Origin of the sequence: Acinetobacter sp. YH12058, assembly GCF_013419805.1 — a bacterium.
Classification (GTDB): domain Bacteria; phylum Pseudomonadota; class Gammaproteobacteria; order Pseudomonadales; family Moraxellaceae; genus Acinetobacter; species Acinetobacter towneri.
Map to the genome: position 1 here is coordinate 271,792 of NZ_VOZL01000001.1, position 15,550 is coordinate 287,341.

The 15,550-nt window shown below is 38.8% G+C and carries 13 protein-coding genes; 5 read left to right on the forward strand and 8 right to left on the reverse strand.

Going from position 1 to position 15,550, the window contains the following annotated elements:
* The first annotated feature begins 94 nt into the window (after nucleotides 1–94).
* Nucleotides 95–2,089, forward strand: a complete 1,995-nt coding sequence (locus FTU09_RS01350; protein ID WP_004973116.1) for a triacylglycerol lipase — start codon at nucleotides 95–97, stop codon at nucleotides 2,087–2,089.
* 74 nt (nucleotides 2,090–2,163) lie between these two features.
* On the opposite strand, the gene FTU09_RS01355 is transcribed toward FTU09_RS01350, so the two are convergent.
* The 3 genes from FTU09_RS01355 to FTU09_RS01360 form a co-directional block, all read right to left on the reverse strand.
* Nucleotides 2,164–2,970 (reverse strand): maleylacetate reductase, encoded by an 807-nt coding sequence (locus tag FTU09_RS01355; protein ID WP_253103578.1) that lies wholly within the window; start codon nucleotides 2,968–2,970, stop codon nucleotides 2,164–2,166.
* Nucleotides 2,931–3,206, reverse strand: coding sequence for an iron-containing alcohol dehydrogenase (locus tag FTU09_RS13825; protein WP_253103581.1), 276 nt, complete (start codon nucleotides 3,204–3,206; stop codon nucleotides 2,931–2,933). Before FTU09_RS13825 ends, FTU09_RS01355 begins: the two co-directional genes overlap by 40 nt.
* Before the next feature lie 254 nt (nucleotides 3,207–3,460).
* A complete protein-coding gene (locus tag FTU09_RS01360) occupies nucleotides 3,461–3,640 on the reverse strand; it encodes a hypothetical protein (RefSeq protein WP_004973110.1) in 180 nt (59 codons plus the stop codon).
* Between the two features lie 242 nt (nucleotides 3,641–3,882).
* Between FTU09_RS01360 and FTU09_RS01365 the strand changes: the two genes are divergently transcribed.
* From FTU09_RS01365 to FTU09_RS01380, 4 genes are all read left to right on the forward strand, one after another.
* Complete coding sequence (locus tag FTU09_RS01365; RefSeq protein WP_096900921.1) at nucleotides 3,883–4,290, forward strand: rhodanese-like domain-containing protein; 408 nt, start codon at nucleotides 3,883–3,885, stop codon at nucleotides 4,288–4,290.
* Between the two features lie 148 nt (nucleotides 4,291–4,438).
* Nucleotides 4,439–4,873, forward strand: coding sequence for a DUF2946 family protein (locus tag FTU09_RS01370; protein WP_154321263.1), 435 nt, complete (start codon nucleotides 4,439–4,441; stop codon nucleotides 4,871–4,873).
* A gap of 145 nt (nucleotides 4,874–5,018) precedes the next feature.
* The gene (locus FTU09_RS01375; protein ID WP_004973099.1) at nucleotides 5,019–5,276 is read left to right on the forward strand and encodes a DNA-binding transcriptional regulator; all 258 of its coding nucleotides are present in this window, start codon (nucleotides 5,019–5,021) and stop codon (nucleotides 5,274–5,276) included.
* Nucleotides 5,277–5,512: 236 nt separating this feature from the next.
* Nucleotides 5,513–6,772 carry an OmpP1/FadL family transporter gene (locus FTU09_RS01380; protein WP_180079422.1) on the forward strand — a complete coding sequence of 420 codons (1,260 nt, stop codon included), beginning with the start codon at nucleotides 5,513–5,515 and terminating at the stop codon, nucleotides 6,770–6,772.
* Between the two features lie 692 nt (nucleotides 6,773–7,464).
* Here FTU09_RS01380 and FTU09_RS01385 read toward each other — a convergent pair.
* Genes FTU09_RS01385 through FTU09_RS01405 form a run of 5 tightly spaced genes read right to left on the reverse strand, consistent with a single transcriptional unit; the run spans nucleotide 7,465 to nucleotide 15,409 of the window.
* The gene (locus FTU09_RS01385) at nucleotides 7,465–9,462 is read right to left on the reverse strand and encodes a DUF262 domain-containing protein (protein ID WP_180079423.1); all 1,998 of its coding nucleotides are present in this window, start codon (nucleotides 9,460–9,462) and stop codon (nucleotides 7,465–7,467) included.
* Nucleotides 9,462–10,970: a DUF262 domain-containing protein gene (locus tag FTU09_RS01390; RefSeq protein ID WP_180079424.1), complete on the reverse strand. Its 1,509-nt coding sequence runs from the start codon at nucleotides 10,968–10,970 to the stop codon at nucleotides 9,462–9,464. Before FTU09_RS01390 ends, FTU09_RS01385 begins: the two co-directional genes overlap by 1 nt.
* The gene (locus FTU09_RS01395) at nucleotides 10,967–11,533 is read right to left on the reverse strand and encodes a macro domain-containing protein (RefSeq protein ID WP_180051500.1); all 567 of its coding nucleotides are present in this window, start codon (nucleotides 11,531–11,533) and stop codon (nucleotides 10,967–10,969) included. Before FTU09_RS01395 ends, FTU09_RS01390 begins: the two co-directional genes overlap by 4 nt.
* A gap of 59 nt (nucleotides 11,534–11,592) precedes the next feature.
* Nucleotides 11,593–14,469 (reverse strand): type I restriction endonuclease subunit R, encoded by a 2,877-nt coding sequence (locus FTU09_RS01400; protein WP_180079425.1) that lies wholly within the window; start codon nucleotides 14,467–14,469, stop codon nucleotides 11,593–11,595.
* A 28-nt stretch (nucleotides 14,470–14,497) separates the two neighbouring features.
* The gene (locus FTU09_RS01405; RefSeq protein WP_180079426.1) at nucleotides 14,498–15,409 is read right to left on the reverse strand and encodes a DUF5655 domain-containing protein; all 912 of its coding nucleotides are present in this window, start codon (nucleotides 15,407–15,409) and stop codon (nucleotides 14,498–14,500) included.
* Nucleotides 15,410–15,550 lie beyond the last annotated feature (141 nt).

Genomic DNA, 15,550 nt, shown 5'->3' on the forward strand with positions numbered 1-15,550 from the left:
CGTTTCGACGGTCTATTTTGCTTTCTACGCAATTGAAAAAGCTTTAAAAAAACGTATGATGGAAAAAAATCTTAAAAATTAAGCCAGACTTTCCATGAATAAAATTGTGATTGCTGCATTGCTCAGTACAACACTGCTGTCTGGTTGTCAGGTGGTCAGTGTTAAAAATCAGGCGTTAAAAGTTAGTATTGCCAATGAACGTGATAGTATTTTATCGCGCAAAAAACTGAGTGAAGCCAGTTTAAATGTCTTGTCGATGACAGGACGTGAAGCCAATATTTGTGCCGAAAAACCTGAAGAATGTGTAAGTGCACTCAAACAAATCCCGCAAATTCAAGATGAACAACTGCTCTCAACCGCCAGTGAATTATATTTAGCGAAAGCGATTGAACTGGAAAATTCATCGTCCTGTAAAATCAGTATTCTGAACAGTAAAAGATCGGAAGAACAACAAAAAATTCATCAGGCCAATTATGAACAATGTTTAGATCAGCAATTGCACATGCTCGATCAAAGTATTCGTTATAGTTACGCCTACATGTTTAAAACCAAACGTGCGCCGCAAGACCGTCTTTTTGATAACAGACAAGTCCAAATTCGGGATTTTTATAATCAGGCGATTGCCAAATTGGTCAGCAGCTATGCGCTGCGCTATAAACACGATGAATTGCAACAACAAATTCGTGTTGGCAACAGCATTTATGACATTGATTTTGAGTACTACCCGCAGCTGAAACAACAAAAAATTCAGCAGTTGATGTCAACCTATAACCTGAACTTTTCGGGTTTGCGCTCGGTCACGCGCCGTGATGGTTTTGGGTCTGAATTTCTGGTGGTATTGCCTGAAAATCCAAACGATGATCTGAGCAAAAGCAAATATATTATTGATCCGCTAAAATATGATTATCCTGCAGGAAAAAATCCAAATATTCACCAAGCTCGCTATTTAGCCGCGACAATCACTGCAGAACCACATAGCGCCAATTCCATTGAAGATATTTTGAATCGGCCGCATTTTAAGCTCAAGGCTTATGATCCGTATAAATATGAATCTGCCCAAATTGCACAAAAGAACTACCCGCTTGCAGCTAACTTTTCTGCACCTTATGGCTTGTGGTTAGCGCAAAATAATTTAGGTAAATCGGCTTATTTATCCTTAATTGATCGTGAAGAACGACTCAGTATGCCGCATTTGTACTTACTTGAGCCGTATAATCCGAATAAAAAAGTCATTGTCCTCATTCATGGTTTGGCCAGTAGCCCCGAAGCGTGGATTCGCTTAACCAACGATATTATGGGCGATCCTGTATTGCGGGAAAACTTTCAAGTCTGGCAAGTGTTTTACTCGACCAATATGCCAATTTTAGAAAGCCGTTTCCAAATTTATGCCTTGCTTCAACAAGGCTTTAAACAGGTCAGTCCTTCTGCTGCAGCCAAAAAAGATGCTGTAGTAATTGGACACAGCATGGGTGGTATTTTGGCACGTTTGTTGGTCAGCGATACTGATTTAACTCAACCTGCCATGCAAATGCTTAAAAACCGACGTCTGGAACGCTTTAAATCTGATCCTTTGTTGCAAGCACGTTTGCGCCTTAAACCCATCACCAATTTTAACCGTGCAATATTCTTGGCTGCACCGCATAAAGGTACAGAGTTTGCAGACCGCTGGTTCACCCTTGCAGCACGTAAAGTCATTCGCTTACCGACTGCATTTTTAAGCGCGTTTGCGGATACCTTGCAGCAACATGAAGTCGATTTAAAAAATCTAACCAAAGAAATTGGGCATGGCGTCATTCAAAATGGACCGAGTGATTTAAGTAAAAATTCCAAATTTACGGAATTAACTGAAGATATTTTGCCTGTCAAAGGATTTAAATATCACAGTATTATTGGCAATAATACCGACAGCACTGAGCATCTGTTAATGAATGACGATGTGGTGCATTACAACAGTGCCCACTTAGATGGCGCTGTTTCAGAAAAAATTATTAAAGGCGGACATTCCATTCAGGAAACGCCAGAAGCTGTATTGGAACTGCGACGTATTCTTAGATTACATTTGCAAGATTTAGGCTTGTATAAACCGTAATCCGTCACGGCAAATAAAAAACCGAAGTCTAAGTGGCTTCGGTTTTTTATCTATCATGCTATTTTTTAGCAGCATTATAGCGGTGCTTGTCCCCAATAGGCTTTGGTCAATAAAGCCTCTAATTCGGCATAGTCATATTCACGTGGATTATAATATGGACTATCACAGATAATACGTGCCACTTGGGCAGGTGCTGTTTCGGGTAATCCTAAATCTTTAAGTGCCATTGGAATATTCAATTTTTGGTTAAGCTGATAAATCGCCAAGCCTAACTGTTCCCGATCTGACACATTTAAAGCCGCTGCCAGTTGATTCATTGCAGCAATATCTGCATGTCGGTTGTAATGCACTGAATACGCCAACACAATGGCGTGGGTTTGCGCATGTGGTAACTGATAGCGTCCGCCCAAGCTATGGCAAATTTTATGATGAATTGCCATACCCACCGAACCCAAACACACACCTGCCAACCATGCGCCATATAAAGCATGTTCACGTGCCTGCATATTATGAGGCGCTTGCACAATTTCAGGTAAAGCCTGTGCCAGTTGAGTAATCGCCTCTAGCGCCATTAAACTTACAATGGGATTTTTATCCTGTGCATATAATGCCGCAACTGCATGTGCCATCGCATTCATACCCGAACATACCGAAATTTCAGTGGGTAAGTTGAGTGTCAATTCAGGATCATAAATCACTACTTTAGGCAAAACTTGAGCTGCTTTGCCTGTGGTTTTCAGCTGGTTTTCGGTGATGCCATACACCGCAGTCATTTCACTACCTGCATAAGTGGTCGGAATTGCAATAATCGGTAAATGGGTTTCTAAAGCAATTGCTTTGGCTAAACCAATCGCAGAGCACCGCCGAGTGCCAAACAGCAATCGACCTTTAAACGCTGCACATCTTGAATGGCTTGATCGGCAACTTCTTTTGGCACATGCATCACCGCATGAGGATAGACCGCTACAGCCATGTCTTGGATTAGTGCCAATAAACGCTCGCCTGCGGCTTTTTGCCCTGCAGTGGCAATAGTTAAAATACGCCTATAGGTATAAGATCGTAAAATCTCTTGAATTTTTTGCAGATGACCTACGCCAAAATGAACATTGATTGGCAATACCTGATAATGGAATGCTTACATGTTATTAAACTTAAATATTGTCTTTAGATTTTAATAGCATTTAACTATGACTAGGCTGCTGAACAGCCCAATTCTGCAACGCTGCTTTGCAAATATTCAAATAAAACTCAAAACCAACTGTTTTGCTGTAAACACAAAAACCCATGATCGCATGGGCTTTTGGATCATTAAAATTAAATGCGATGAATCATCTATCAATTTTAATGTAAAGAAAACTTATACTTTTGTGCTTAGTCTATTTCTTTTAGGCACACTGCAGACAAAATTGGAATACCAAAACATGGAAGCAACAATAAAATCCAGTATTCCACGACGGTAGCTTCACCACTGATCATATTGATGAATAATCCACCAATGATTAATACTGCTGCAATTAAACCCAGAAAAATTCCAAAAAATCTTGCAGGCATTTGACGTCCCCTGAACAATCGAACAAAAGTGTTAGATCTAGTATATACCTTATAGTTGAATAAGATATGACTTTTTGATCAATTGATGACTTAAATTTTATTAGGATTTAAACACCTGATTTAAAATGTTTTTATAGAAAATCACAACGATATTCGATCAGACACATTTCCTAACAATAATAAAATCTTATTAAATATATAATATTATATTATATAAACTCAAAATAAATGAGTGTGGATGAATGAAAACACCAGATCAACTAATCACTGAAGCCAAAAGTGAAATTACAGAAATTAGCGTGCAAGAATTGCATGAAAAATATTTGCAACATCCCGATATTATTTTGATTGATGTACGAGAACCTGAAGAACATCAGGCTTGTGCAATAGACCGTGCAGTGAATTTTCCACGCGGCATGTTAGAAATGAAAATTGCACAACACCCTGTAGTAAACCACTATTGCGATGTTGAACGTGCTCTTACCAATCTGGCTGAACGAGATATTTACTTACTTTGTGGTACTGGTGCGCGTTCTGCACTTGCCACTCAAGCCTTACAAAGAATGGGTTTCGAGAAAGTCTATTCAATGCAAGGTGGTATGCAAGCTTGGCTGGAAGCAGGTTTTCCGACAGTTTCTTTTACAAGATGATACTAGGGTCTGTTGAATGCTTAAATAACGCTCAATATTAGGTTAAATATTAATTAAAACTTCGTGTAATACTTCAATATTTATCATTATCATTTTTGTTATAGTATTACATGAATAAATTGAATAAAAGATTGATACAGTGTTTATGATGTGGGGCAGATTGCTAGGATTATTTGCAATCTTGTTACAAGTCGCTGTGTTCCTACAGCCTTTATTACCAGAGAAACAACATTTTTCCTCTGTCTGTGAAACTATTGCCCAAGCATTATTTTTAGAACGCACCGCACCCCATTCTTCGTATTCATCTACACACCATGAAACTGCGACTCATGTTGCATTCGGACTTGAAAGTTCACACGAACATGCATCATCTGAAGATGCGGCGCATACAGATCATGAATGTGAATACTGTCTAGTTTATAGTTTTGCACTACCATTATTTGAAAACAAAATCAGACCAATTTTAGTCCGAACGCAAATTCGGGTTTTGTCTTTTAAAACATCGTTTACACCAACACTATTTCAAACTGAGCCGCTTTTTGTTCTGCCACAAGGTCGTGCCCCGCCCCACTTTGACTCTTGAATTTTCTTATCATTTCTTACAGTGTTGCCATCTTTGCTTCACTCTAAAGTGTAAATTTTGCAGTATCAAATTTATGCAGCTGTAGGACAATACTTATTTTAATAACTCATTGACTTGTTTATTCGACCCTAAGGAGGAGATAACTATGCATCTGCTTCAACACAGTCATAATCATGTGAATCATACTGTAGAGCAAACGGCTTGTTTGGATTTAGCACAACAGATCATTAAAGTTCGGCAAAAAATGAATATTTCACAAACTGAACTTGCGGCAAAATTGTGTATCTCTGCCCGAACTTTAGAAAGTTGGGAACGTGGTGTTCGTCAACCCTCGAGTTCTGCTCAAGCATTAATTCGATTATTTATTAAATCGCCACAATTTGTGTTAGAAAATTTGGCATAAAGCACTTGATAATTATGAATTAAAGCAATGTAAATCAATAAAGAAGCTCCCAAGGGAGCTTCTTTGGTCAAAAGATTTGAAGCATCATTTTGATATACATATAGAATGAATACCCTTGCTGTTTTCATAGCTCTATATTCAAAAATATAATAAAGATATGAATTTATATTCAAATACAAGAATATAACTTTTCAATATACTGCCGCATATATTGTTTTTACTCGATCTATATTCTCATGAAATATCTATCTTCTTTTATCTCAATTGCTGTTATCGCACCTTTGTTTTCAACATCTGCTTTTGCAACAACAGGATATTTCATGCATGCATATAGTGCGAAATCTCAAGGAAATGCAGGCACAGCCATTGCCCATTTTCAGGACAGTCTGACTATTGCAAGCAACCCAGCGGGTTTGAGCTGGTTAGATAAGCGTGTTGATGCAGGTTTAACTATTTTCTCTCCAGATCGTGAGTCTGAAATTACAGGAAATGGTTATGGAGCAAATGGTCAGTATGATGGCAATAGCCGTAAATACTTTGTAATTCCAGATGTAGGTTATGTTCACCCAGTGAATGAACAAGTCACTGCGGGTATTGCGGTTTATGGCAATGGTGGCATGAATACCAATTATAAAAATAATCCTTATGCAGTTTATGATAATACAGGAAGCGCAGGTATTTCATTAACCCAAGCCTTTATTTCACCTGCTTTATCTTGCAAATATGCAGAAAATCAATCTATAGCTTTGGCTGCAAATATTTTATATCAACGTTTTAGCGCACAAGGTTTTGCTGGTGATGTCTTTGGTGGTGCTTCGTCAAACGGTGCGGCAATTAGCGACCGTGGCAATGACGATTCATACGGTGTAGGTGCACGTATTGGCTGGTCTGCAAAACCAAATGAGAAACTGACCCTTGGTGCAAGCTATTCATCTAAAATTAATGCCAGCCGCTTTAAGAAATATGAAGGTTTATTTGCCAAACAAGGTGATTTTGACGTACCTGAAAGCTATGGTGTAGGTTTAAATTATCAACTTACCCCTGCTTTATCAGTCGCGACAGATTACTTACGCATTAATTATTCAGATGTAGATTCTGTTGGCAATAAACTGGATCAATTATTCGCAAACAATAAATTTGGCACAACACAAGGTCCTGGTTTTGGATGGGATGACATCAATGTCTATAAAATTTCAGCGACTTATCAAGCCTCAGAAAAACTGACTTTACGTGCGGGTTATAGCTATAACGATCAGCCTGTTAAAAATGATCAAACCTTCCTAAATATTTTGGCACCAGGTGTGGTACAAGAGCATTTAAGTGTTGGTGCAACTTGGCGACTCGATGATCAACAAAATGTAAGTGTGGCTTATACACACGCACTCAAAGAAACAGTGCAAGGTAACAACTCTATCCCCGCTGATTTTGGTGGTGGCGAAGCCAATTTAAGCATGAGCCAAAATATTTTGGGCGTGTCATATAGTTTGAATTTTTAAATTCTACATAGCTTGAGTTTGAATAATAGCTTGCCATGATCTGAAAAGATGATGGCTTTTTTTACTTTGATTGTGATGAAGTTTTTCCAAAGTACGGCTTTTAGCTAGAAATAAGACCATGCAAAGCATAATGTTACAACATGCACTACTTTCTAAATGAATCCATAGAAAACAATCAAATTTCGATGCTTTTTATAACGATGAATTACACGAAAAACTCAGTAAAATTCAGCCAAATGACACAATAATTTTCACTTTTAACTTCGCAAATCATACATTTTCAACAGCTAAGCTCTTTGAGCTATGCGATATCATTTTTGAAACTGTGGGTTTAGATTTTATGGGCGATATTTTTTATGGCTGTGTGCTCACTAACACACCCGATCAATTGAATATTATCCATTTAAAAGCTTAAACCGCTCGATGTTCGACTCGTTAGAGAGCGAGCAACAATGACATGCAGGTTCACTAATTTGACTAAGATGGCGTAAAATAAGCTAGTCACATACTTACACTTAAATTACGCTTCAAATTAAAGGACTTCAACTGCATGAACATGACAGAAATCATGGCTGATCTATCTTCACACACTCCAATGATGCATTAGTATCTAACTATTGATTTTATTATGTTTTTTATAACCAATTAAGATTTCGTACACTAAAAGGTATACATAATAAAAAAGCATGCCTCTAAGAGCATGCTTTTCCGTTTAAATCTTCTATCAGTAACTCTATCATATCATGCTGATGTTTTTCTATACTCGCTTCATTCCACTCAGATTCGTTCTTCTCAACAACCTGCATCATCAACTCTAACTTTAAACTGATTGGTGCTTCCGTATGCTTCCTTAGCCAATTGGCTTTTTGAATCGGCATATCATTAGTAAGTGAAGAGTTTTCACTTTGATTCACTAAACCTAAATTACCTAGACTATCTCGAACCTGCAGTGGTAATGGATCACCGACCTTAGGCTTTTGCGGATAAAAATGCTCAATTGAGTCCTTATAACTAAAGTAAAATTTAGCATGATTCCCTTTTTCCTTTTTTAACAAAAGGTAATCTAAATAGTTAAAACAGAAGTAAGGAATCTTCCCATAAGTAAACTGCGTTTTTACATCTTCTACAGTGACTGCTGTATTGCACTCAAATTCATTGCCATACATGAAACTTTCATAGTCTTGCTTTGTACTTAAGTACCGCTTCTTGATCAAAGTACGTGCCAAATTTTCCACAAATGCAAAATAGGTATTTAAACCAATTCCTTTGTCACTATGATCTATGAGCCAATATAAAATGCTCAACAACCAATTCTTACGTGCATGTGTTGGGTAGGAAACATGAAATGCAGATAGAAGCATCACGAGGTTTCTTTGACCACCTTCTAATGCTAATTCATTTTCCCCCTCAGCTTCAGATTGTGAAAAGGTATTCACATAGCTCACATTACCAGAACTATAGTATTTAGGTTTCTTGAGTGACCAACCTTTGTACTGAGGACTATTCTCACGTTTGATGACATACAGATCGAATAGATATCGTGTTTTTAAATGCAGGTAGATAAAGTCTTTTGCATGACTTGCATCTACAATCATGCGTTTAAAGCTTTCTAATAAAGTCTTGTCATCAAGTGCAATCTTGCTAGCGTCGCCATCTTTCAACTGCCTTCTGACATAAATCTTCAAAACCTGCATCAGGAAGTTGGGATAATCAATGATGCTTGCAAAACGTTCGCTCGACTCTTCATTTGTCTTCTCACTAACAGGAACAAGATTAAGCTTTAGAATTCCTTCCAAAGTGAGCTTATCCCCATATGAGCGCTTCCCTTCAGTACTCGTATCTTTCGATGGAGTTTGTATAGGCAGGCATGACTTAAGGTCTTCATAGTCTTTGGCACACCATTCATGATATGAACCACCAAATATTTGCTTTCTATCTGTGGGGTTAAAACCATATGCCACATATTTATACATATCCTGACATGCTGACCAAACTTGATGAACAACATGACGGTCTGCATCCTCAGCACTTAACAAGCTCAGAAAATGTGCCTTAATGACTTCATGCGCTTCTAACTGTTCCCCACGGTTATTAAGTGCATCAAAATAATGCGTCACATCTGCAAGCTCTGGAATCATTGTGCGTAAAATTACCACGCGATCTAATAGATAGTTTGCAAACTTTTCAAGCTCATCTTCTTGGACAAGCTTGAGCCATTCTTCCTGAATAATGTGATAACCTCTGAGAATAGCGTGATCACCATATTGTGCATTCAATCGATCTATTTCTTTTTCAACAGATTTATCACTGACAAATTTCCATAATGAATTTAAAAGAATTTCTGACTTTTCACGGCTTTCAAAACTTAATCGTATGCTATTAAATTGATCGAGTTGTGCATTTTTAAGTTTAGACTTTAAGAATAAAGCCATAAGATTTAAGGTTGTAAACCGTTGCTGTCCATCTAGCACTTCAAAGTAATGCTCTTTTTTTGCGACCACCAAACTACCGATATAATAGTTTTCAGGACTGGTCTGTAACTTTAGATAATAGTCATAAACATCCTGTATTAATGCTCGGATCTGTGGTCTTCCCCAAGCATAATTTCTTTGGTATACAGGGATTTGATACTTCACATCCTCACTCAACAATTGTGAGATGGTATATGGTTGTGTTTGCTCTGTAGACATCATCCCTGCTCCGCCATGCATTTCATTTCTCTAAACAGCTTCTTAATGCCTTCAACTTTACTTTTACTACTTTTCTCACTTATATCATTTGAACCAATATAGATATTCAAGGAAAAATTAAAGAAGTCTTTTGGTCGTAATGATTGATCCAAACGCCTAAAGAGATTCTGACCTATCACATGGTTCTCAATACTGGACTCATAGATGCTAGATTGCTTAAGGCGTAAACTGTATGCCCAAATAAATCCTATCTCCAAAGCACTCGAAAATTCCGCTTCACCAAAGCGATCATAGTAAGCCAACAAAAAAGCATTGAGCACTTTTCGGACATAGCCATCACCTGTTCTGTTCCTACCCGTATACTCATAGCCTTTAGAATTCTCAGTGCCATTAATGACTGTCCAAATTTTTTTCGACATTGCTGTGGTTAATAATGGCTCCACCCAATCATCATGATCTCGTGGATTAAGCAACGCTAAAGCTTTGCTTTCATAATGGCTAAACCACTCAAAAAAACGTCGCCCATTGATCATGGTTTGGGTGATTTGAAATGGGTAAGCCAAATGTATGTTATCTACCTTACGGAAGCGATCATTGTTGTACTCATCAACCATACTGTGCAAGATACGATATGACTGGCTCAGTGGAAACTGATCTTCCTGATGCAGTGACAAACCTTTAAAACCCTCCACCTGCTCTTTACCAAAGTGGAATGCCTTTTCCCCATTAGTCCATTGTCTGATGGGATAGAGGAAATGAGAAAATATCCGATGGACATCCTTTTCATTCCTTTGCTCCCATTGCTGAACGGCTTTCGTTTTCAACTCAGCTTCTGATGGATCAAATTCTCGCAGATGATATGCCTTCAACAAATCATGTGGATGAAGATCCAATCCTCTCGAGTTCTGTGAATCAAAGAATTGAAAAGCCTCTGACAGCTTGCTTAACTCAACAATAACAAACTCACATTTGGTCAGCAGAATATCAATATATTCCTCTAAGGGCTTTGAGCGTGGCTTATCGATGAGCTTTTCAACCACATCATAATTTCGGCGTAAGTTTTCTTGACTCATGCGACACGCAGGAATCTCTAAACTGAACTCAGGAAGAATCAACCTGTTTAATTGACTTTTTCTCGCTTGCAAGGCATGCCAAATTAAATAAAAGGTTAATGTCCGTTGTTGTCCGTCCACAATATTTTTTTTAACATCAGGTAACTTGTGTTGGACAATCATTCTGAGATGATGCTGATTGCAATCATTATGGTTCTTCGTGCGAATGATCAAAGTAGGCTTGTGTAGAACAATTGTCCCTAGGCGATACTTATAACGATCATCATCACGATTCTTTGCCGTAATACCCGCAACAAAATAATCTAAGTCATCAAACAGCGTTCTGACATGCTTCTCTGTCCACTTATAAGGACGTTGATAATCAGGAATACTTAAAGCTTGTTGGTAAAGTTCTTTTAATGAGATAACTCTCGGCTCTAAAGTTGCTATGGTCATGTTTTTTCAATCTTAATTTCTAAATGTTCATCATGCAGATTGCTCAAAATATTCTGATAAATTTGATAATTGTCAGAATCCTTTATGACAAAAACCACCTCATCAATGAACGAATAATCTGGCAAAGTGGACAATACTGTTCCTATGGCTATTTCTGCTGCCAATTGCTTTGGGAAAGCATAAACACCTGTAGAGATGGAGGGGAATGAAACTTTTTTAGCTCGTACTTCATTTGCTTTGATCAAAGCATTTGAATATGCACTACACAGCAAATCTGCTTCATTATGATCACCATTCAACCATCTTGGTCCAACGGCATGAATAATATATTGTGCCGGCAAGTCACCTGCGATCGTTACCTCTGCCTGTCCCGTAGGACATCCACCTTTTAGCTTGTTTAACTCTATACAGGCTTGCTTCATCAGTAGTCCTGCTTTCTTATGGATTACGTAATCTAAACCACCTCCACCTAGTAGCGACTTATTCGCAGAGTTCACAATAGCATCCACAGCAAGCTTAGTGATATCCTCTCGTACTAACAGTATTTTTTTTCGTTTATTCATTTATATTGCTTTCAAGTATATTTTCATGAAAAGTAAATTCTTAATAAATAAAAACAAAATCATATGCCCACATAAAACTTTTCAATCAGCTTTCGGGTCTTGACCAGCAAATTGCTAAAAATGCTCTCCCGTTCAAACAGCTTAACCTTATAGTTTGGTAAGTCCTTCAACTCTTCTTTACGTGGTAGGCGTTTGGTGAACTCATAATGCTCCAGAACCTGCTTCATCGCTTCTGGTTTCAGGTTTTCTTCTTTACAAAGATGCTGATAGGCCTGTTCTTTTTCAGCATCCCAGAACTGAGCAAAAGCCGTTTGGACGCTTTGACCATTGATCATCTTAGGCATGTTTTCTTCAATGAATTTTTGAATGAGGTCTTGCTTATCGTGCAAGCTAATATCGCTACTGATTAAGTCATAAATTTGCGCTTGGTACTTCTGACGTTTGTCCTCTGAGTCCGTATCAACAACAAGCTGTAGGAGGTTGATGATATAACCAACATTAATGCGATCACTGTGCAGTAAATCCAGTTGAAAATCGACATCATCCAGTACCGATACTTTTTCTTTCTTGGTGGTCTTTCTAACGGCACGACATAGGTCAGCATACTTGGAAGCAAAGTTGGCAAAGTGCTGTTTATCTAATGCGGTTTGATCCTGGTCATATTCAATGAAAGTTTGTAGCTGGGCGTTGTAGCGCATCACTTCACGGAAAGCTTTAATAAATTCCAGTTGCTGTTCTTCAGTGACAAGATCATCGACTGATTGGTAATTAGGCGTTAAGGCAAACAATTTGCTCACCGCTGCTTGGTAATCCTGTTCGATTTCCGCATAGCTGGGAACAAGTACAATCTTGGTCGTTTCTTTATTAGAAAATAGCGCCAGCGCTTCATCCGTTGCACGTTTTAGGTTACGGAAACAGATGATATTGCCAAATGGTTTTTTATCGTTATAGACACGGTTGGTGCGTGAGAATGCTTGAATCAAGCCATGATATTTTAGGTTTTTATCGACATACAAGGTATTTAACGGCTTAGAGTCAAAGCCCGTGAGGAACATATTGACCACGATTAGAATATCAATCTGTCTGTTTTTTACGCGCTGTGCAATATCGCGGTAGTACGCATAAAATTGATCGCCAGAATTGTAGTTGGTTTTAAACTGGCGGTTGTAATTGGCAATGTAGCGATCCAGCTTATCCCGACTGGATGAATTGACCTGAGTTGGAATATCTGCGGCTTCTTCATGAATTAAGCCATTTAAGTCATCAGTCGGTACAGCCTCATTTGCCGCATAGGAAAAGATGGTGGCAATGGTCAACGGTTTAAATATCCGACCTTGTGCTTCATCTTCAATTTGCTTTTCAGCCTGCACCTTTTCAAAGAGGTCGTAATATTGGGTCAGTGTTTCGACCGAACTGACACAGAACATTGCGGTAAATTCGCGATTACGAGTTTTGGTATCGTGAATATTGACAATGTAGCGGGCAATCATTTCAAGGCGTTGCGGATTGTCATACAGTTCTTTGGTATCGATGCCTTCTACATCCTCCTCATAACTTTCATTCGTCGCCATGCCTTTGGCGGTGTATTTGCCACGATAATCAATCTGGAACTGCAAGACGTTACGATCACGGATGGCATCGACAATCACGTATTTATGCAAACATTCATTAAACAGGTAGTCTGTGGTGAGTTTTAAACCTGCTTTGCTTTGGCTGTTCTTTTCAAAAATAGGCGTACCGGTAAAACCAAACATTTGTGCATTGCTGAAGAATTTTTTGATGTTCTGATGGGTCTCACCAAATTGACTGCGATGACATTCATCAAAAATAAACACCACTTTTTTATTTTTAAGATAATCAATCGATTCTAAATAACGGTCGGTACTGATAGCTCGATTGAGTTTTTGGATGGTGGTCACAATCAGTTTGTCATGACGTTGATCCAGCTGTTTCACCAAGGTCGATGTGTTATCGGTGCTGTCGACGCTATCGGCTTTAAAAGCATTAAATTCGCGTGAGGTTTGCGTATCGAGGTCGTTACGATCGACCACAAACAGGACTTTTTCTACATCAGGCATTTGCATGATGATCTGACTGGCTTTAAAAGAAGTCAGGGTCTTGCCTGAACCGGTAGTGTGCCAGATATAGCCGTTCTGATTGGAGTTTTGCACATGCTGCACGATTTTCTGTACTGCATAGATCTGATAGGGACGCAGCACCATCAGGCTTTTGGTGGTTTCCAGCAGTACCATATACTGGGTCAGCATTTGGGTTAGATGCCGCTGATTTAAAAACGTATCGGCAAAGTCGACAATTTCATTGATGTGTTTGTTGCTGACATCGGCCCAGGGAAAGGCAAATTCAATGCCGGTCGTGCCGTTGGAGTAGTAACGGGTATTGGCACCATTACTAATCACAAACAACTGGATAAAGCCAAATAGCCCTTGCCCAGCCCAATACGCTTCACGAGTATAACGCTGAGTCTGGTTAAAGGCTTCGGCGATTTCCATGCCGCGTTTTTTCAGCTCGATCTGTACCAAAGGCAAACCATTGACCAGTAAGGTCACATCAAAACGGCTGGTTCTGCCATTATAGTCGCGGTGGTCGATGGTGATTTGATTGGTGACTTGATAAATATTTTTGCTAGGATCATCAGACAGGAAAAAAAGGTGTTTACTGGTTCCATCATCAAATTTGACTGGAAATAGATCACGCAGATTCTTGGCGCGTTCAAACACGGTGCCCGTGTTTAAAAAACTGATGACTTGTTTCCATTCAGTTTCTGACAGGGGCGCAAGTCCATTGGCGCGTTCGACTTGGGTTTTGAGGTTAGACAGTAGCTGGCTTTCATCCTTGAGCGTGACTGAGGCATAACCCAATTGCTTGAGCTGGCTAATCAGTTCGTTTTCAAGTTGGTATTCGCTTTGTACTGTCATTTCCTTCCCCTCTGAAATCTTAAATTATTCACTTCAATGTTTGTTTAATTAAACTCAAGATATATTCTAAATTTTCTGTATCTGACACGATCACCTCACAATCGCCATTGCCCCAATGTCCAATATTGGTAACATCTTTCGCGAGCTGTTTCGGGTCATCCAGTTGATTAAAAGGCATATTCAGCCAAATGCGAATTTGCTTTGTCCCGATACTCATATAGACATAGTTACGCTTACCCTTTCGGAAGGCAATGTACATTTTCTTGGGATGAACATCTAAATCGGTGGTTAAGCCCAGAATTGAGTTCCTGAATTGCTCATATAGCTCTTTGATGTCATCGGACTTATCCGCCAAGTGATAGGCTTCATCATATTGCTGGATTTCTTTGGCAATCTTTTGAATATCTTCAGACTCAACCTTTTGCACTTGCTTGATTGAAGGGGCTGATTTGGCTTTCTGCAATGAATTGACTGAAACAATTCCACCTTGATAGCGTTTGATTTCCCACAGCTCAATGCCCAAATCTTTAAAATTGGTGGACTGCTTTTGATAGTCGGTAAAGCTCGGTGAGACAAAGATGATTCGACTTTGTGACCAATCCACATCCTGACGTTTCAGCTGGTTGCTCTGGCTCTCATTGTACTCAACGATAAAATCTGCCTTATAGTCGAGCATCAGATTCAGATAAGAAACGCCTTGATCGATCACGCTATAATTGCGTTCTCGCTTATATTCGATAATTACGAAAGCTTGGCTTTCAGGATCGAAAGCCAGTGTATCAATACGGTTATTTTTAATGGTGAATTCAGACTTGATGAATTCCAGACCTGTAAAACTGTAAAGATTGTTTTCAAACAGGCTTTGAATTTCTCTTTCCAAACGAAAAGGATCTTCTGTAAGTTCTACTAATGACTGTGCTTGGGTTTGATAAAGCTGCATTAAAAATCTCGAATGGTAATACCCCCATTTTTAATTGAATTAATGGGTAGAAAATCTAAAGCCTTGTTATTGTTTAAAAATAGGTGGACAACCATTTACTGACATATGAGGTCGTTCATGATTATAAAAGTACTGCCAGTC

Excerpts from the sequence above, each read along its gene's own strand:
- FTU09_RS01385 (WP_180079423.1), bottom strand. The coding sequence starts at position 9,462 with ATGTCTACAGAGCAAACACAACCATATACCATCTCACAATTGTTGAGT.
- FTU09_RS01375 (WP_004973099.1), top strand. The coding sequence starts at position 5,019 with ATGCATCTGCTTCAACACAGTCATAATCATGTGAATCATACTGTAGAG.
- FTU09_RS01360 (WP_004973110.1), bottom strand. The coding sequence starts at position 3,640 with ATGCCTGCAAGATTTTTTGGAATTTTTCTGGGTTTAATTGCAGCAGTA.
- FTU09_RS01390 (WP_180079424.1), bottom strand. The coding sequence starts at position 10,970 with ATGACCATAGCAACTTTAGAGCCGAGAGTTATCTCATTAAAAGAACTT.
- FTU09_RS01380 (WP_180079422.1), top strand. The coding sequence starts at position 5,513 with ATGAAATATCTATCTTCTTTTATCTCAATTGCTGTTATCGCACCTTTG.
- FTU09_RS01350 (WP_004973116.1), top strand. The coding sequence starts at position 95 with ATGAATAAAATTGTGATTGCTGCATTGCTCAGTACAACACTGCTGTCT.
- FTU09_RS01395 (WP_180051500.1), bottom strand. The coding sequence starts at position 11,533 with ATGAATAAACGAAAAAAAATACTGTTAGTACGAGAGGATATCACTAAG.
- FTU09_RS01365 (WP_096900921.1), top strand. The coding sequence starts at position 3,883 with ATGAAAACACCAGATCAACTAATCACTGAAGCCAAAAGTGAAATTACA.
- FTU09_RS01405 (WP_180079426.1), bottom strand. The coding sequence starts at position 15,409 with ATGCAGCTTTATCAAACCCAAGCACAGTCATTAGTAGAACTTACAGAA.
- FTU09_RS01370 (WP_154321263.1), top strand. The coding sequence starts at position 4,439 with ATGTGGGGCAGATTGCTAGGATTATTTGCAATCTTGTTACAAGTCGCT.
- FTU09_RS01400 (WP_180079425.1), bottom strand. The coding sequence starts at position 14,469 with ATGACAGTACAAAGCGAATACCAACTTGAAAACGAACTGATTAGCCAG.